Below are 17,151 nucleotides of genomic sequence, written 5' to 3'. Positions count from 1 at the left end.
GGTTCCCCCTTTAAGATTCTTTCATGGCGGCATTCTTCGTACGGTTGATCGCGCAGATGATGCCTTTGATGGAAGCAAGACTGATATTATTGTCGATCCCCACGCCGAACGCCGGGCTGCCGTCCGGCGCGGTCAGCTGGATATAGGAAACCGCCTTGCTGTCCGCGCCGCTGGAAACGGCGTGCTCACGGTAGGAAACAAACTGGTAGTCAGTGATGCCGACGGATTTCAGCGCGTTAAAGAATGCGCTGACAGGCCCGTTCCCGCTGGCGCTGATGGCATGGTCCTCGTGCCGGAAGCGAATCACTCCGTCGAAATGGACCAGTGTGTCCCCGCTGATATCGTTTTCCTCATAAAGCTTATACTGCTTGAGATTGTATGGGGCGTTGACTTCAAGGAATTCCCTGCGGAAAATGCCAAAAATCTCATCGGGCTGAAGCTCGCGGCCCGCTTCGTCGCAGGCGGCCTTGACCATCGTACCGAATTCGGGATGCATTGCCTTGGGCAGCTCATAGCCGAAGCTCTGCTGCATCACAAACGCGGCGCCGCCCTTACCGGACTGGCTGTTGATGCGGATGATCGGCTCATACTCGCGGCCGACGTCGGCGGGATCGATCGGCAGATACGGCACTTCCCAATAGCCGCCGCCGTTTTTCGCCATATACTCGACGCCCTTTTTGATCGCGTCCTGATGGGAGCCGGAAAACGCTGTGAACACCAGATCGCCCACATAGGGATGACGTTCGTGAATCTTCATCTTGGTGCATTTCTCAAAGACCTCCTGAACGGCGCGCATGTTGGAGAAATCGAGTCCGGGGTCCACTCCCTGGGAGTACATGTTCATGGCGACCACCATCACATCCGCGTTCCCGGTACGTTCTCCGTTGCCGAAAAGGGTCCCCTCCACCCTTTCCGCGCCCGCCATCAGGCCCAGCTCGGTCGCCGCCGTGGCGGTGCCGCGGTCATTGTGGGGGTGCAGGCTGATAATGGCGCTTTTGCGGTTTTTCAGATGGCGGCAGAAATACTCGATCTGGTCGGCGTAGCAGTTCGGGGTGCTCATCTCGACCGTATTGGGCAGGTTCAGAATCAGCTTGTTCTCCGGCGTGGAGCCGAGCGCCTCCATCACCTTTTCGCAAATCAGCACGGAATTGTCGATTTCGGTCCCCGAGAAGCTTTCCGGGGAATATTCATAGCGGATATTCGCGCCGCTCTTTCCGATTTCCTCGTCGGTGAGTTCTTTAATCAGCTTTGCGCCCTCCACGGCAATATCGATAACGCCCTGCATGTCGGTGCGGAAAACCACCTTGCGCTGCAAAGTGGAGGTGGAATTATAAAAATGGACGATGACGTTCTTCGCACCTTTGATCGCTTCAAAGGTCTTATAAATCAAATGCGGCCTTGCCTGAACCAGCACCTGGATGGTCACGTCGTCCGGAATCCGCTTTTGCTCAATCAGCGCGCGGAGGATTTCGTACTCCGTCTCAGAGGCGGCCGGAAAACCGATTTCAATCTCCTTGAACCCGACATCCACAAGGGTCTGGAAATACAGCAGCTTTTCCTCAAGGTTCATCGGGTCAATCAGGGCCTGATTGCCGTCCCGCATATCCACGCTGCACCAGACCGGCGCTTTCGTAATGACTTTGTCGGGCCATTGACGGTCCGGCAGGCTGATCGGCTGAAACGGAATATACTTTTTGCAGCCTTCAAACATCATCCAACACTCCTTTATCAATTGATCAGTTGATCGGTGAAATAAAAAAAGCCCCGAACACAGAATTCTGTGTTCGGGGCGAATAAACAAATCCGCGGTACCACCCAAATTCGGCTCCGCAAAGCGGAAACCCTCGGCAAACCTCTAACAAGGCTCCGGCCTTTAACGCTGCCACTGCGTCCGTTTCTCCGTTTTCACATCGAAGACGGCGGCTCCGGGATGAGCTATACACATGGGCTTCCGCGCCGGCTTGCACCAACCGCCGGTTCTCTGCAATGCTTCTGCCAATGTCTTTTTCCCTTCATCGCTTTTGCATATTAAATTATTTACTATTATATTTTATGCGGGTACCTTTGTCAAGGATTAAATTTTATTCCTGCTCCTTTTTTCCAAACGCGCGGTCGGCAGCCTCACGCGCAAGGTCGATGACCAGCCGTTCGCTGTTCTGCTCGGAATTTTTCCGCGGGGGAATCGTTTCGTATACCTCGGCTACCATGGAACGCATCCATAGGCCCGGCGTAATCCGCAGGGAATACCCGCAGCCGTTGCTGGTCATCCAGTCGTAAAAATTGGCGCGCGGCAAGCCGTAGGCCGAAAGGATGCACATGATGCTGCCCCCGTGGGCAACCAACGCGGCGCTGCTTGTTCCGGAGCGCATCATTTCCTGTACGATCGACTCAAACGCGGAGCAGACCCGCTGCATGAACACGCCGCCGGATTCCCCGTTCGGAGGGGTAACGATTTCTCCGCTGCCCACCCAGTCGGTAAAGCTTTCATCCTCCGCCGCAATTTCCTTTGCGGTTTTCCCCTCCCAGTCGCCAAAGTCGCATTCGCGCAGGCCGTCGACCACCGTCGGCTGTGCGCCGGGATAGAGAAGCTGCAGGGTCTGCAGGCAGCGCTGAAGGGGGCTGCAGTAAAACACCTGAGCGGACGGATAGGAGTTGTGCCGTTTCAGGTCCTCAAGCTGCGCGATCCCCTCCGGAGCAAGGGGCAAATCGGTACGCCCCACATACTGGCCCAGAAGATTTCCCGTCGTAATTCCGTGACGGATTAAATGGATAGTGTAAGATTTCATTTTTCGGCTCCTTAAAAATTTTTCTGACTCAAGCCTTGACAAACACAAAATTCCTAGATACATGTAGGCGCAGAGCGAAAAGACACGATATCTAGCGGCTTTACAAAGCGTTATATTTGTTATATACTTTACAAGGCGTTAATTTTTCCATATTTCGACACAGGGGATAGTTCAATGAATAGCAGTTTCCCGAGAATTATTACTTTGCTGCGTAAAGAACGCGCATTAAGCCAGAAAAAGGCGGCCGAGGAACTGGAGGTTTCTCAGGCCCTGCTTTCGCATTACGAAAAGGGAATCCGTGAATGCGGGCTGGACTTTGTGGTAAAGGCCGCTGAATTTTATGACGTTTCCTGCGATTATCTCCTCGGAAGGACTCCGCACCGCAGCGGGGCCACCATTAAGGTGGAAGATATTCCGGAGCCGGACGCCATCGGCAAGGAGAATATTCTGAAAGGCAGCCTGCTGCCCGTTTTGAACAAAAAGCTGCTTGCGAATTCGATGAATATTATTTTCAGTACGCTGCAAAAGTGCCAGAACAAGTCGCTGACCTCGGAAGTGTCGGCGTACCTCAATATTTCCGTTTACAGGAGCTTCCGGCTTCTGTATTCCGCCAACCCGAAAAATCCGCAGGGTCTTTTTTCCGTTCCGCAGAAGCTGAGCGACGGGCGTTCCGGCGCGGCGATGGAAATTGCGTATTCCAACGCGGCCTGTCTGGCGAGCGGGGAAAACGCCGACGGGATGGAAGGGCTGGGAAAAACCAATCTGCCCGTGCTTTCACCGGAAAAAATCTCCGAAGAGTACCCGCTGTTTTCCAGTTCGCTGTTTAATCTGATTCAAAATGCTGAAGCGCTGATGGGCGCGAAAAAGCCTGTTAAATAAATTATATCATATCCGACTTAAATTGCAACCGGCCCGCCAGGCATTGGCGGGCCGGTTTTGTATTTCTACTTCTTCCGGACTTCTCTTATTCCTTTAAGGGTGAGAGTAGCGTAGCCCTTTCTCATATACGGCAGGTTAAAGACCGCGCCGGGCTGCTTTGCGCTTTCCATGACGGTACGGCACAGGAGCTCATAGATTTTGCTCTTGTAGTAAACGTCATAATCGCCTGAAACCCATACGCGCACCGTGTAGTCGATAAAAACGAGGCCTTTTTCCATCAGGCTTTTCAGCGCGGCGGAACGCGCCTTGACCGTCTCCATGGAATCCTCTGCGTCGGTAATCCTCACGTAATTGAGCGCAATGGAAATCAATTCCTCATTTTCGGAATTGTGCAGCTCCAAACGCACAATCGGATATCTTTGTGATTCCCTGATCTCCGTCAGGATATTTTTTTCTTCTTCCGTTAAGTTCAATTGATCAGATCCTTCCTAGTATTCTCTTTATATTATACCCATTTTATATTTCCATGCAAGGATGCGAAGCACACTTTCGTCAAGCCGCTGTTCGCTGACGGTCCCGTCCTGCACCGCGGCGTACAGCGCGTTGAAATCCCGCGCCATGTCGGAGGACAGCACAATATCATTTCCCGCTGTAAAGGCGGCGACGGAAGGGCTTTTCCCCGCTGTAAAATCAGTGATGGCGCCCATGGAGAGGTCGTCGGTCATAATGACGCCCGTAAAGCCCAGCTCGCCGCGCAGAATCTCATGTACCTTCGGCGAAAGGGAGGACGGACGGGACGGGTCCATGCAGTTCACGATATTATGCGAAACCATTACACACTGCGCGCCCGCGTCGATTCCCGCCTGAAACGGAACAAAATCCTGCTTCTGGAACACGCTGTAATCACGCTTGTCGTAGGCGATCCCGGTGTGAGTGTCCCGGTTGTTTCCGTAACCGGGGAAATGCTTGAGCGTACAGGACAGGTTCTGGCTGTTGTACGCACTGACCGATACCCTGACAAAGTCCGCCGTTTTGGAAGCGTCTTTGCCAAACGTCCTGCCGTAAATAAAATCGGAAGGATTGGTGGAAACATCGCATACGGGCGCGAGATTCAGATTCAGTCCAAGCTTTTTCAGAAGCTGGGCCTTCTGCACGGTGTCGTCATAAATCCCATTCGGGCCGGAAAGCCGGAACACCTGCTGCGGGGACCGGAACGCGGTTTTCCTGAGCGCCGGATATTTGCTGATGCGGACGACCGTGCCGCCCTCCTCGTCCGTGCAGAGAATCATTCCGATCTTGCTTGCGTCCTGATAGGATTTGAGCGCGGCCTGCACCTGCGTTGTGGTTTTGCCGCTGAAATCCGAAGCCATCAGGCAGTACCCGCCCGGCTGATAGTCGGCGGCGGCTTTGGCCGCTCCCGTCTGGGGGCAGCGGAAAACAAACACCTGCCCCACCTTTTCCCTCAGACTCATGGACATGAGCTTCTTTTGGGCAGGTACGCCGTAATCGGCAAAAATCCCGTCAAGCGGCGAAACGGCCGGGCCGTTTGACGCCGGAGCGGCCGAGCTGCCCGTGACCGGGTTTGACGGACCGGAGGGTTTCCCCGCCGCAGAACCGGCCGCAGAGGAGGTCTTTTCCCCGGACGAAGCTCCCGGCAGAAAGGGGCTCCCGGAAGGATTTCCCCGGGTAAAAATCCAAAACGCGGCAGCGAGAGCCAGAACGACTCCCGCTGCCGTAAAAAGGATTTTCCTGTTCTTTTGATATCCTGTCTGTTTCATCTTTGTTCCCCATCAATCCGCCCCACTGACACCGGCGGCTGGCGGAGCGGTCAGGATTGATTTTCTTTCATCAGTTCCCGGTACAGGCGAATGTATTCGTTTGCGGAACGTCCCCAGCTGAAATCACATTTCATGGCGCGATCCACCAGAATGCTCCACCCCTCCGGATTGGAGTAGCCCTCCAGCGCGCGGTTGATTGCGTACAGCATATCGCCGGAATCATAGGACTGGAAGGTAAAACCGTTGCCTTCCCCGTCGCCGCTGTCCTTGATGGAATCCTTCAGCCCGCCCGTTTCGCGGACGACCGGGACGGAACCGTAGCGCAGGGCGATCATCTGGGCAAGCCCGCAGGGCTCGCTCTTGCTCGGCATCAGGAAAATGTCGGAACCGGCGTAAATTTTTCGGGAAAGCTCGGGTATAAAACCGAAACAGGCACAGAGCCTGCCGGGGTACCGCTCCTGCATTTCACGGAAGAAATTCTCGTACTCCCAGTCGCCGGAGCCCAGAATCACAAACTGCGTGTTCGTTTCCCGCATCAGCCGGTCGAGCACTTCCTTGACAAGGTCCAGCCCTTTGTGGGAAACCATTCTCGTCACCATGCCGATGAGCGGCGTATTGGACTCCTGGTTCAGGCTGAGCCTTTCCTGCAGCTTTCTCTTGTTCTCCGCCTTGCCGGAAAGGTCTTCCGCCGAATAGGGAGCGTAGATCTCGGAATCGTTGGCGGGGTCGTAGCTGACCGTGTCGATCCCGTTCAGGATACCGGAAAGCTTCCATTCGCGCGCCTGTAAGATGCTGTCCAGGCCGTGGGAAAACCACGGGTCAAGGATTTCCTGCGCATAGGTCGGGCTGACCGTGGTAACGCGGTTGGCGCTTTCGATCGCGCCCTTGAGCAGATTGATGCAGTCGTCGTACTCCAGAACCGGCATATCCGACTGGGGAATTCCCAGCACGTCCTCCACCAACTCCTTGCCGTACTTGCCCTGATACTGAATATTGTGGATCGTCAGAATCGTTTTTATGCCCTTGTACCAATCATTATTTGCATAAAAGATGCTGAAATAAATCGGTACCAGCGCCGACTGCCAGTCGTTGCAGTGAATAATGTCGGGCCTGAAATCAATATACGGAAGCATTTCAAGAGCCGCGCGCGACAGGAACGCAAACCGCTCCGCGTCGTCGTAATGGCCGTACAGGCCGTGGCGCTTGAAATAGTACTGGTTGTCGATCAGATAGTAGATCACCCCGCCGACCTTTGCCTCAAACACGCCGCAGTACTGGCGGCGCCAGGCGACCGGCACGGAAAGGCTTGTGATAAATTTCATGTTTTCCCGCAGCTCCTGCGGAATATCCTCGTAAAGCGGCATGACCACGCGGCAGCCGATCAGCCGGAGCCGGAGCGCCTGCGGCAGGGAACCCGCCACCTCCGCCAGACCGCCGGTGGCCGCAAAGGGCCTTGCTTCACTGGTGCAGTATAATACTTTCATTTTTAAGCCTCCCTAACTGAAATGTCGGTTCCGATCACATCAGACCACGCTGCCCTTGCTGATAAAAACGGGATAGGACTGGAAGCCGAGAAGCGAACGGTCGTTTTTAATGACGACGTCTTTATCCATGACGACATAGTTGAGCCTGCAGTTCGGGCCGATGACGCTGTCCTGCATGACCACGCAGTTTTCGAGCTTTGTCCCCTTGCCGACGCGGACGCCGCGGAACAGCACGCAGTTTTCCACCGTACCGTCGATCACGCAGCCGTCGGCGATCAGGGAATTGGTGACAATGGAGCCCAGCCCGTAGCGCGCGGGCATATCGTCGCGCACCTTTGTGAAAATCGGCCTGTCGGCGTTGAACAGCTCCGCCCGTACCTTTGGCAGCATCAGGGACATGTTGGCTTCAAAATAGGAATTCATGGAACAGATCGTCTGGGTAAAGCCCTTGAATTCATAGGCGAAAATCCTGTAATTGGAAATATTGCGCTGGAGAAAGTCGCGCTTGAAATTATACAGGTTGCGGCTGACGCAGTCCGCGACGATCTTCATCAGGGTCTCGCGCTTCATCAGCAGCATGCTCAAGCCGTAGTTGCACTCGCCGTCTGCGCGCGGGTTGATGAGCATGTCGCGTACGCGGTTGTCCGGGTCGATGGTGTAGACCGTGGGGTCACAGATTTTTTCCGGCAGCTTCCCGGAACGGCAAATGACCGTAATATCCGCGTTATGCTTGAGATGGGAGGACATCACGTCGGTAAATTCGATATTGCAGACCACGTCGCTGTCGGAGACGATGACAAACTCTTCCCTCGAATTGGAAAGGAAAGTACCGATGGAGGAAAGGGATTCTATCCGGCTGTTGGACATGCTGCACTCCCCGCTGAAGGGGGGCAGAATAAACAGCCCTTCCCTTTTTCGGGACAAGTCCCACGCCTTTCCGGAACCGAGATGATCCATTAAGGACTGGTAGTTGCTTTTGGTAATTACGCCGACCTTGTTGATCCCCGAATTCACCATATTGGAAAGCGGGAAATCAATCAGGCGGTATCTGCCGCCGAACGGCACCGAACCCATGGTCCGCTTTTCGGTCAGCTCCCGGACCCGTTCCTCATGCACATTTGAAAAAATCAGTCCAAGCACATTGTTCCCGCGCATTATTTTTCCGCCTCCTCTGCCAGTGTTTCGGCGTCGATCATCGCTTTTGGCGGCACGGTCGTGCCGGGGGCGATGACACACCCGTCGCCCACGACGGCGACGCCCCACTCGTCCTTGTTTTCAATGTCCTCCGGCCGCGCGCCCACAACGGCGCCCTTGCCGATCACGGCGTTCTCGGATACGATCGCGTACTGGACGATGGCGTTTTCCTCCACCCTGGAACCCGGCATGATGATGGAGTCCTTCACCACCGCGCCCGGAGCGATGTAGACGCCCGCAAACAGCACGGCAAAGTCAATTTCCCCGTACACGTTGCAGCCCTCCGCGACAAGCGAATTCTGCACCGTCGCCCCGCCGGCGACATAGTGCGGGGGCATGACCGGGTTGCGGGAATAGATTTTCCAGTTTTCCTCGCTCAGGTCGAGAGGAATTTTCGGGTTCAACAGATCCATGTTGGATTCCCACAGGCTGTCGATCGTCCCGACGTCCTTCCAGTAGCCCTCGAAGCGGTACGCGAACATCCGCTCGCCGGCGTTCAGCATGGCGGGCAGAACGTCTTTTCCGAAATCGTTGGAGGATTTCGGGTTTGCCTCGTCCGCTTCCAGATATTTGCGCAGCTTGCTCCAGGTAAACACATAAATGCCCATGGAGGCCTGATTGCTCTTCGGCACCTTCGGCTTTTCGTCGAACTGATAGATCGAAGCGTCCTCATGCGTGTTGAGGATGCCGAACCGGGACGCCTCTTCCAGCGGGACCTCAATGACGGCAATGGTGCAGTCGGCTTCCTTTTCCTTGTGGTAGGCGACCATTTTGGAATAATCCATCTTATAAATATGATCGCCGGAAAGCACGACGACGTATTCGGGATTGTAACGCTCTATGTACGGGATATTCTGATAGATCGCGTTCGCCGTACCCTTGTACCAGTCCGATTTTCTGCCGCGCTGGTAAGGCGGAAGCACGCGCACCCCGGCGTTGATGCTGTCCAGATCCCACGGCTGGCCGCTTCCGATGTATTCGTTCAGCACAAGCGGCTGGTACTGCGTCAGCACGCCCACCGTTTCGATTCCGGAGTTTACGCAGTTGGAAAGTGGGAAATCAATAATGCGGTATTTGCCCCCGTAGGGCACCGCGGGTTTTGCAAGATATTTTGTCAGTACGCCCAGCCTGCTGCCCTGACCGCCGGCCAGCAGCATGGCGACTACCTCTTGTTTTGGCAACATTTTATGATCCTCCCCAATAATATTTACTTTTTTGCTGCTTTGCGCGCCGTCTTTATTTTTTGCGTAAGCGCCGCGGGTTGTTCAATTTTTTTCGCTTTGCGGCGGCATTTCAGAAAGATAACCGAAAGCGGGGGAAGCGTCAGCTCAACGGACTGCTCGAACCCGTGCATCGGTTTTGCGCCGGAATGGATGCTGCTGCCGTTCGTAATCCCGCTCCCGCCGAATTCAGCCCGGTCAGAAGAGAAAATTTCCGTATAGATTCCCTCAAACGGCACCCCGATGGAATAAGCGGTGCGCTCTACGGGCAGGAAATTACAGACGGCCAGAACCTCATTCCCCGACTTGTCGATGCGGCGGAAGGCAATAACACTCTGCGTATAATCGTCGTTGGAAATCCACGAAAAGCCTTCCCAGGAAAAATCGACCTCCCACAGGGCCGCGGTTTCCAGATAGAAATGGTTCAGGCTTTTGAAGAAATCGTTCAGCACCTGATGCTCAGGCTTATTCAGCAGAAGCCAGTCGAGTCCCTGCTCGTAATTCCATTCGTTGCGCTGACCGAACTCGGTCCCCATAAAAATCAGCTTTTTCCCGGGATGCGCCATCATGTAACACATAAACGCCCGCACGCCCGCAAATTTCTGCGCTTCGTCGCCGGGCATTTTTTCGACCAGGGACCGCTTTCCGTAAACGACCTCATCATGGGAAATCGGCAGAATAAAGTTTTCGGAAAACGCATAAAAGAACGAAAAGGTAATATTGTCGTGATTGAATTTGCGGTAGACAGGGTCAAGCGACATATAATGGAGCATGTCGTTCATCCAGCCCATATTCCATTTGTAATTGAAGCCCAGCCCCCCGCAGTACGTCGGCTTAGATACCATCGGCCAGGAGGTGGATTCCTCCGCGATCATCATCGCGTCCGGGAAAAGGCCGAATACGGACTCGTTCAGCTTCTGAAGAAAGGCGACCGCCTCCAGATTTTCCTTGCCGCCGTTCTTGTTCGGAATCCATTCCCCGTCCTTACGGCTGTAATCAAGATACAGCATGGACGCGACAGCGTCAACGCGGATTCCGTCGATGTGATACTTTTCGAGCCAGAACACCGCGCTGGAAATCAGGAAGCTGATTACCTCGCTGCGCCCGTAATCGAAAACCAGCGTCCCCCACTCCTTGTGCTCACCCTTGCGAGGGTCGCCGTACTCGTAGCAGGGCGTGCCGTCGAACCGGGCAAGCCCGCACTCGTCCTTGGGAAAATGGGCCGGCACCCAGTCCATGATCACGCCGATCCCCGCCCTGTGGCACTTTTCCACAAAGCTCATAAATTCCTTCGGCTCCCCGTACCGAGAGGTCGGGGCGAAATATCCCGTGACCTGGTACCCCCAGGAACCGTCGAACGGATGCTCCGTAACCGGCATCAGCTCGATATGCGTATAGCCCATGCTTTTTACATAGGGAACCAGCTCATCGGCAAGCTTATCGTAAGAAAACGTGTTGCCGTCCGGATATCTTCTCCACGAGCCGATGTGAAGCTCATAGATATTCACCGGCTGGCCGTAATGCTTTTTCACCGCCTTATGTTTCATCCACGCGGTATCGTTCCAGTTATAGCCCTCAATATCATAGTATTTGGAGGCGTTGCCCGGACGCGTTTCAAAATGATAGGCATAGGGGTCACTTTTGAAGGTCTGTTTTCCGTCGGCGCCGACCACACAGAATTTGTAAGACTGATACTGCCGCATGACAAACGGCAGGAAACACTCCCAGACGCCGTCGCTGATCTTTTCCATGGGATAATCCCCAGGCTGCCAGTCGTTGAAGTCCCCGGCTACGGAAACCTCTTCGGCATTCGGCGCCCAAACACGGCAGACCATGCCTTCTTTTCCGTCTTTTTCTGCTTTATGTACTCCCAGAAATTCATAGGCTTTTATGTTGGTTCCCTGATGGAACAAATAAAGCGGCAGATTCCCGTTATTTGATGCAGTTTCCTTTTGCATTTTAAACAACTCCCTTCTGGGTTTCATCGTTCCTTTTATGCTTGAATTTATCATATCACAATTTCCCAAAATATCAATACTTTAGTAGATTATTGGTAATAAACATGATATCTATTTGATAATTTTAGCTATTTTGTTATAAAACCAGCCTGTTTTCAACTGTAACGACGAAATAAGCCGCCGGAACTCCGGCTTCTATTTTCCGAAAGGTTTTTTCGGTTAATGATTGTGCATAAGAATTAAAAATTACGTAAAAAAGTAGTCAAATTCAACAATGAATATGGGATTGAAAATAAAATTTATGTATTTAATTTAAATTTTATATTGACAAATCTTTTGCGACCGGTATAATAGAAGTTGTTAAAAGAATATTAAGAGTGTGTAACTGATTCGATCAGGCATAAGCTTTCATGGAATTTTAATTTTCATGGTAGTTTATGCCTTTTATTTTTGTGTGAGAATTCTGACGAAACCCGGCCCGCGGCTCCTCTTCCCGTTCGGCGTATACAGGCAGACATGCGGTCGTCTGTCCGTAGCGGACCGCTATTTCAATCAAAATTCAAGTTGAGGGGATGTAAATGAATTACAGGGTAGCTAAGGTTCTGAACAGCAACGCGGTCCTGGCTCAGGACGAAGAGGAAAATCAGGTTGTCCTCATGAGCAAAGGAATCGGCTTCGGCAAAAGGGTAGGAGAAAAAATCCAGGACAGCGCGGAAGACCGGAAAATATTTTATATCCATGAGGACAGCGTCAACTCCGCAAAATTGAAACAGATCGACTCCCAGGTCCAGCAGGTGGAGGAGGTCACCAGAGAAATTGTAGAGGTGGCGCGCGAAAGGCTTCACATTGACAACAGCAAGCTTTACGGCGCTTTACTGGATCATATCACCTTCGCGGTAGAATGCTTACATATGGGCTTGCCGATCGACAATCCGTTCTGCGGTGAAATCGCAATCCTTTACAGCAGGGAATACGAAACCGCACAGATCGCAGCCGAGATCATCAAAGAGCGTATCGGCGTGGAAATCGGGGACGGTGAGACAGGCTTTATTGCGCTCCACCTCTACTCCGCCAGAAAAAACCGGCATATCCGTTCCGCCATGAAGAGCACCCGCGTCTACAGCGAAATACTCAGCATGGTGGGAATTGCCATCGACAAAAGGCTTGACAACACCCACGCGCCCGCAAAAAGCTTTCTGCTTTCCCTGCACTGTCTGGTTACGCTGACCGTCAACCGTAATCCGATCGTCATGAAGCTGAACCAGCAAGTCAAGCTGAGCATGCTCGATTCCTACCGGACGGCGCTGCAGGTCGCTAAAATGATTTATGATGAGATGGACGTCCAGCTCAGCGAGGACGCGATCGCTTTTATTGCGGTCGATATTGAAAAGCTGAAACAGTTGTGACCTATTCGAGGGAACTCGATTCAAAATATTTTTAGGAGGAAAAACAATGCAAAAAGTTTTAGCGGCACTACAAAAACTTGGCAAGGCATTGATGCTGCCTATTGCATCGCTGCCGATCGCGGGTCTTCTTCTCAGACTGGGGCAGAGCGACATGCTCAATATTCCCCTTCTGGCGGATTCCGGCAACGCCCTGTTCAGCAATCTTCCCCTCTTATTTGCAATCGGTATTGCGGTAGGTCTTGCAAAAGACAATAACGGCGCTGCGGGTCTGGCCGGAGCGGTCGCCTATTTCGTACTCAATGCGGCCGGCCAGGCCGTCAACCATGCCCTGCAGATCGGCAGCATTTTCATGCCGGCGGCGGGCCTTCCCGAAGGAATCACCGAAATCAACATGGCGCATTTCGGCGGAATCATCGCCGGTGTCATCGCCGGTCTGTGCTACAATAGGTTCCACAGCGCCAAGCTGCCCGACTGGCTCGCGTTCTTCGGCGGCAGACGTTTCGTTCCAATCGTCACGGGCGGTTTCTCCCTTGTGATCGGCGGCCTGCTCGGTACCGTATGGCCGACCTTCCAAAAGGGTCTGGACGCGGCTGCAAACTGGATGACCGGCAGCGGCGGACTCGGCGAATTCATCTACGGCACACTGAACAGACTGCTCCTGCCCTTCGGCCTGCATCACGTTGTGAACACGGCCGTATGGTTTAACTTCGGCACCTACACGGGCGCGGACGGTAAAACCGTTTCCGGCGACCTGTGGAGATTCTTTGCCGGCGATCCCCACGGCGGCGTATTTACCGCCGGTTTCTTCCCGATCATGATGTTTGCGCTTCCTGCGGCTGCCCTGGCCATGTATGTATGCGCCAAGAAAGAAAATAAAGCAATTGTCGGCGGCGCTCTTTTCTCCGTTGCGCTGACCGCGTTCCTGACCGGCGTAACAGAGCCGATCGAATTCATGTTCATGTTCCTCGCGCCTGTCCTCTTTGTTCTGCACGCCGCTCTGACAGGTCTTTCCCTGGTGGTTTGCAACATGCTCGGCATCCGCGACAGCTTCACCTTCTCGGCGGGACTTTTCGATTACCTCATCAACTGGACCAAGGCGGCAAACGGCTGGATGATTATCCCGGTCGGCCTTGTATTCGCTGTTGTTTACTTCTTCCTGTTCGTCTTCTTCATCAAGAAATTCAACCTGAAAACACCGGGCCGTGAAGACGACGAGGAAACCAGCAGCTTCTCCGCGCTGGTTGAAGATCAGGGCTTCGATAATATTGCGAAGAAATACATAGCGGCGCTCGGCGGTGCAGAGAATATTAAGGAGATCGATTCCTGTATCACCCGCATCCGCCTGACCCTTGTCAGCAACAAGGAGCTGAATGAAAAAGATTTCAAGGCCCTCGGCGCTTCCGGCGTCATGAAAGCAGGCACCCAGGTTACCCAAGTCATCGTCGGCACAAAGGCAGAGCTTTTGGTTGACGCAATGAAAAAATACCTCCCCGGCCACGACCACGCGACGGCCTGATCCATCTCTCCTTTTTGTTTCCCTCCCCCGAAATGGGGGAGGGAAACGATCTTTATTATTATCATTCGTTGAAATCAACATCGGAGGTCTATCATGCAATTATTCGGCAGAAATAAGAAACAAACCATTTTAGCTCAACAAACCGGAAAAGCCATTTTAATAACCGAAGTACCCGATCCTGTATTTGCCGATAAAATATTAGGCGACGGAATTGCGATCCTTCCTTCGGAAAACGGGGTTTATTCGCCCGTATCCGGAACAATCGTACAAATCGCGCATACGCTCCACGCAATCGGAATAGAAAGCGACGATGGGATCGAAGTGTTGGTTCACCTTGGAATCGACACCGTAAAACTGAACGGCGAAGGCTTTACCTGCCATGTAGAGGTCGGCCAGCATATCGCCGCAGGGGAAAAAGTAATGGATATGGATATTCAGGCGATCGCGGAAAAGGGCTACAGCACGATTTCTCCCTGTATCATTACCAATCTTGACGCGGTCAAAAACCTCGAATACGAGCAAGGCAATGTATCCGGCGGTAAATCGGTCGTCATGAGCTTCAGCAAGCAGTGAAGCCGGCCGCCTGTTAATCTGGAAAATAAAAGGGATGTTGCGCAGTCAGCGGACATTCCTTTTTTGTTTGCAGCAAATTCCGGGCAAAGCTGAAAATCCCTGTGCGGGCAACAGCCGAACGATTGCCGGACTGTCAGAAGAGAAATGCGACAAATAAAGCACCCCACAGCGGGCAACTGCGCGCTGTGGGGTGCTGAGCATTTAAAAGAATTCAACCATAAGATAAATTATTTATGGTCAACAACATTCATGTGTTTGATCAGGTCCAGAACCTTGTTGCTATAGCCCCACTCATTGTCGTACCAGGATACGAGCTTGACGAAGTGGTCGTTCAGCATGATACCGGCATTCTTATCAAAGATGGAAGTGCGGGGATCGCCGAGGAAGTCGGAAGAAACGACCGCGTCCTCAGTGTAGCCTAGGATGCCCTTCATTTCGTTCTCGGAAGCCTCTTTAACGGCTGCGCAGATTTCTTCATAGGTGGTCGGTTTTGCAAGGCTGACGGTCAGGTCGACAACGGAAACGTCCAGTGTGGGAACACGCATGGACATACCGGTCAGTTTGCCCTTGACTGCAGGAATAACAAGCGCACATGCTTTTGCAGCACCGGTGGAGGAAGGAATGATGTTGCCGGATGCGGCGCGGCCGCCTCTCCAGTCTTTGCTAGAAGGACCGTCAACAGTCTTCTGGGTGGCGGTGGTGGAATGAACAGTCGTCATAAGTCCTTCCACAAGGCCAAACTTGTCGTTGATTACTTTTGTCAAAGGAGCAAGGCAGTTCGTGGTGCAGGATGCGTTGGAAACGACCTTCATGTCCTTTGTGTAGGTGTCGAGGTTAACGCCGCAGACAAAAGTCGGGGTCTCCTTATCCTTTGCAGGAGCGGAAATAATAACCTTCTTTGCACCGGCTGTAATATGGGCGGAAGCCTTCTCGGTTGTGCAGAACACACCGGTGGACTCTACAACATACTCGGCTTCTACTTTGCCCCACGGAATCTGGGTAGGATCCTTTTCGGCAAAGACACCGATCTTTTTGCCGTTTACAACCAGCTTGCCGTCTTCGGCAGAGATATCACCCTGGAAGCGGCCGTGCATGGTGTCGTATTTCACCATGTAAACCATGTAGTCAACGTCAATAAACGGATCATTGATACCAACAATTTCAAATGTTTCCGGCTGAGCGACAGCTGCACGGAAGACCAGGCGGCCGATACGGCCAAACCCGTTGATGCCAATCTTAACAGACATAAAAATATACCTCCTGAAATTTAATCTTTCTTATCCTATTTTATAGCATTTTAAGATGTTTTACAAGCCATCTGACATAATTTTAACTAACTTTTTTCATCTTAATTCCGAAGGAAAGGACTTTTCATCCTTTCACAGAACTGCTCCTGACTGTGATACGCTTTTGCCAGAAATTCCAGGCAGCTCTCCTCTTTCAGAACGCCGTCGGAGAGTTCGTCCCCCGCATTGTCCGCCGTTTCGCTTACAGCCGCGCTGACCCGGGGTTCCTCCGCCGGAAGCTCTTCGTCGGGCTGGGGCTTGTCCTCCCCGATCTTCGCATACCGGATCAGGAACAGCACCACGTACAGCGCCAGCAAAACATTCACCGGGTACAGCCCGACCGGGAAAGTACCGGCACTGTGAAGGTTGAAAAGGACCATTAACGTGCCCGGAATTCCGGTAGCCAGCAAAAGCAGCGCCGCCGGAAGGCCAAACATATAAACCATTTTTCCACTTTTTTCATCTTCTATGCGCGCGAACATTTTCGCCTGGGCGAACAGGAATAACAGCAGAAAGATCACCGCAAACGTGTCGTAAATATTTTCCGAGACATTGACCACCGCCACATAGGTGATAAACAGCGAAACAAGGCTGGCACAGCCCCATACGGACGGAAGCAGCGCCAGAAGCGGGTGATGTTCAAAGGTGTTGCCGCCCGTCGCGAACTGATAGGAGGTCAGGATGATCACTCCGCCCGCGCAAATGCCGATCAGCGCGAGAAGAACGGAAGGAACGGGATTTTCTGATTCAGCCGAGGTGAAAATGCCGACAGCGTACTGCAGGATGATCCCCAGTCCGGCCAGGGTGCCGAACACCGCCGCGGGAAGGCTTCTGATCGGGCTGTACTTCGGCTTTTTTCCCTTATCCAGAAAGCACATCAGGACCAGCAGAAGGACCCCCGCCGCAAGACCGGCGGAAACAAACGCGGTCGTTTTCATGCCGTCGATATAAAAGCCGGTATCCTGATCCATCAGAAACAGTATCTGATAAATTCTGGTCGGCAGCGTAATCAGCAGGGCAACTGCGAATACAATCCAGGCATTCTTAATATTCATGATGTTCTGTCCTTCC

Annotated in this window: 14 protein-coding genes and 1 other annotated feature; of the genes, 4 read left to right on the top strand and 10 right to left on the bottom strand. The window is 52.9% G+C overall.

Features of this window, described 5'->3' with window-relative positions:
• Window positions 1–10: 10 nt before the first annotated feature.
• Together leuA and ACRQU7_RS05850 are read right to left on the bottom strand one after the other, a co-directional pair.
• Window positions 11–1,711, bottom strand: a complete 1,701-nt coding sequence (gene leuA, locus ACRQU7_RS05855; RefSeq protein WP_444645515.1) for a 2-isopropylmalate synthase — start codon at window positions 1,709–1,711, stop codon at window positions 11–13.
• Between the two features lie 71 nt (window positions 1,712–1,782).
• Window positions 1,783–2,025, bottom strand: a binding site (T-box leader).
• 56 nt (window positions 2,026–2,081) lie between these two features.
• Window positions 2,082–2,786: a histidine phosphatase family protein gene (locus ACRQU7_RS05850; RefSeq protein ID WP_444644459.1), complete on the bottom strand. Its 705-nt coding sequence runs from the start codon at window positions 2,784–2,786 to the stop codon at window positions 2,082–2,084.
• A 174-nt stretch (window positions 2,787–2,960) separates the two neighbouring features.
• Between ACRQU7_RS05850 and ACRQU7_RS05845 the strand changes: the two genes are divergently transcribed.
• The gene (locus ACRQU7_RS05845; protein ID WP_444644457.1) at window positions 2,961–3,665 is read left to right on the top strand and encodes a helix-turn-helix domain-containing protein; all 705 of its coding nucleotides are present in this window, start codon (window positions 2,961–2,963) and stop codon (window positions 3,663–3,665) included.
• A gap of 65 nt (window positions 3,666–3,730) precedes the next feature.
• On the opposite strand, the gene ACRQU7_RS05840 is transcribed toward ACRQU7_RS05845, so the two are convergent.
• From ACRQU7_RS05840 to glgB, 6 genes are read right to left on the bottom strand one after another with little or no spacing between them, the layout of a single operon-like run.
• Complete coding sequence (locus ACRQU7_RS05840; RefSeq protein ID WP_444644455.1) at window positions 3,731–4,138, bottom strand: hypothetical protein; 408 nt, start codon at window positions 4,136–4,138, stop codon at window positions 3,731–3,733.
• A gap of 27 nt (window positions 4,139–4,165) precedes the next feature.
• Window positions 4,166–5,443 carry a glycoside hydrolase family 3 N-terminal domain-containing protein gene (locus ACRQU7_RS05835; protein WP_444644453.1) on the bottom strand — a complete coding sequence of 426 codons (1,278 nt, stop codon included), beginning with the start codon at window positions 5,441–5,443 and terminating at the stop codon, window positions 4,166–4,168.
• A 50-nt stretch (window positions 5,444–5,493) separates the two neighbouring features.
• Window positions 5,494–6,927: a glycogen synthase GlgA gene (gene glgA, locus ACRQU7_RS05830; protein WP_444644451.1), complete on the bottom strand. Its 1,434-nt coding sequence runs from the start codon at window positions 6,925–6,927 to the stop codon at window positions 5,494–5,496.
• 39 nt (window positions 6,928–6,966) lie between these two features.
• Entirely contained in the window at window positions 6,967–8,082 is a 1,116-nt protein-coding gene (glgD, locus tag ACRQU7_RS05825; RefSeq protein ID WP_444644449.1) for a glucose-1-phosphate adenylyltransferase subunit GlgD, read from the bottom strand.
• Complete coding sequence (locus ACRQU7_RS05820) at window positions 8,082–9,305, bottom strand: glucose-1-phosphate adenylyltransferase (protein ID WP_038323138.1); 1,224 nt, start codon at window positions 9,303–9,305, stop codon at window positions 8,082–8,084. Before ACRQU7_RS05820 ends, glgD begins: the two co-directional genes overlap by 1 nt.
• Before the next feature lie 23 nt (window positions 9,306–9,328).
• Window positions 9,329–11,299 (bottom strand): 1,4-alpha-glucan branching protein GlgB, encoded by a 1,971-nt coding sequence (glgB, locus tag ACRQU7_RS05815; RefSeq protein ID WP_444644447.1) that lies wholly within the window; start codon window positions 11,297–11,299, stop codon window positions 9,329–9,331.
• 578 nt (window positions 11,300–11,877) lie between these two features.
• On the opposite strand from glgB, the gene ACRQU7_RS05810 reads away from it, so the two are divergent.
• From ACRQU7_RS05810 to ACRQU7_RS05800, 3 genes are all read left to right on the top strand, one after another.
• On the top strand, window positions 11,878–12,705 hold the full coding sequence (locus ACRQU7_RS05810) for a PRD domain-containing protein (protein ID WP_141827584.1): 828 nt from the start codon (window positions 11,878–11,880) through the stop codon (window positions 12,703–12,705).
• 46 nt (window positions 12,706–12,751) lie between these two features.
• Window positions 12,752–14,221, top strand: a complete 1,470-nt coding sequence (gene nagE, locus ACRQU7_RS05805) for an N-acetylglucosamine-specific PTS transporter subunit IIBC (RefSeq protein ID WP_444644444.1) — start codon at window positions 12,752–12,754, stop codon at window positions 14,219–14,221.
• Window positions 14,222–14,314: 93 nt separating this feature from the next.
• Window positions 14,315–14,794 (top strand): PTS sugar transporter subunit IIA, encoded by a 480-nt coding sequence (locus ACRQU7_RS05800; RefSeq protein WP_444644442.1) that lies wholly within the window; start codon window positions 14,315–14,317, stop codon window positions 14,792–14,794.
• A gap of 227 nt (window positions 14,795–15,021) precedes the next feature.
• On the opposite strand, the gene gap is transcribed toward ACRQU7_RS05800, so the two are convergent.
• On the bottom strand, window positions 15,022–16,041 hold the full coding sequence (gene gap / locus ACRQU7_RS05795) for a type I glyceraldehyde-3-phosphate dehydrogenase (protein ID WP_038323130.1): 1,020 nt from the start codon (window positions 16,039–16,041) through the stop codon (window positions 15,022–15,024).
• 101 nt (window positions 16,042–16,142) lie between these two features.
• The gene (locus ACRQU7_RS05790; RefSeq protein WP_444644440.1) at window positions 16,143–17,135 is read right to left on the bottom strand and encodes a hypothetical protein; all 993 of its coding nucleotides are present in this window, start codon (window positions 17,133–17,135) and stop codon (window positions 16,143–16,145) included.
• Window positions 17,136–17,151 lie beyond the last annotated feature (16 nt).

Origin of the sequence: Caproiciproducens puteiluti, assembly GCF_052442865.1 — a bacterium.
Classification (GTDB): domain Bacteria; phylum Bacillota; class Clostridia; order Oscillospirales; family Acutalibacteraceae; genus Caproiciproducens.
This window is presented reverse-complemented; position numbering and strand designations above follow the sequence as displayed.

Coding starts and splice junctions, on each gene's coding strand:
- nagE (WP_444644444.1), top strand. CDS start 12,752: ATGCAAAAAGTTTTAGCGGCACTACAAAAACTTGGCAAGGCATTGATG.
- ACRQU7_RS05810 (WP_141827584.1), top strand. CDS start 11,878: ATGAATTACAGGGTAGCTAAGGTTCTGAACAGCAACGCGGTCCTGGCT.
- ACRQU7_RS05790 (WP_444644440.1), bottom strand. CDS start 17,135: ATGAATATTAAGAATGCCTGGATTGTATTCGCAGTTGCCCTGCTGATT.
- leuA (WP_444645515.1), bottom strand. CDS start 1,711: ATGTTTGAAGGCTGCAAAAAGTATATTCCGTTTCAGCCGATCAGCCTG.
- gap (WP_038323130.1), bottom strand. CDS start 16,041: ATGTCTGTTAAGATTGGCATCAACGGGTTTGGCCGTATCGGCCGCCTG.
- ACRQU7_RS05845 (WP_444644457.1), top strand. CDS start 2,961: ATGAATAGCAGTTTCCCGAGAATTATTACTTTGCTGCGTAAAGAACGC.
- glgA (WP_444644451.1), bottom strand. CDS start 6,927: ATGAAAGTATTATACTGCACCAGTGAAGCAAGGCCCTTTGCGGCCACC.
- ACRQU7_RS05850 (WP_444644459.1), bottom strand. CDS start 2,786: ATGAAATCTTACACTATCCATTTAATCCGTCACGGAATTACGACGGGA.
- ACRQU7_RS05800 (WP_444644442.1), top strand. CDS start 14,315: ATGCAATTATTCGGCAGAAATAAGAAACAAACCATTTTAGCTCAACAA.
- ACRQU7_RS05820 (WP_038323138.1), bottom strand. CDS start 9,305: ATGTTGCCAAAACAAGAGGTAGTCGCCATGCTGCTGGCCGGCGGTCAG.
- glgD (WP_444644449.1), bottom strand. CDS start 8,082: ATGCGCGGGAACAATGTGCTTGGACTGATTTTTTCAAATGTGCATGAG.
- ACRQU7_RS05835 (WP_444644453.1), bottom strand. CDS start 5,443: ATGAAACAGACAGGATATCAAAAGAACAGGAAAATCCTTTTTACGGCA.
- glgB (WP_444644447.1), bottom strand. CDS start 11,299: ATGCAAAAGGAAACTGCATCAAATAACGGGAATCTGCCGCTTTATTTG.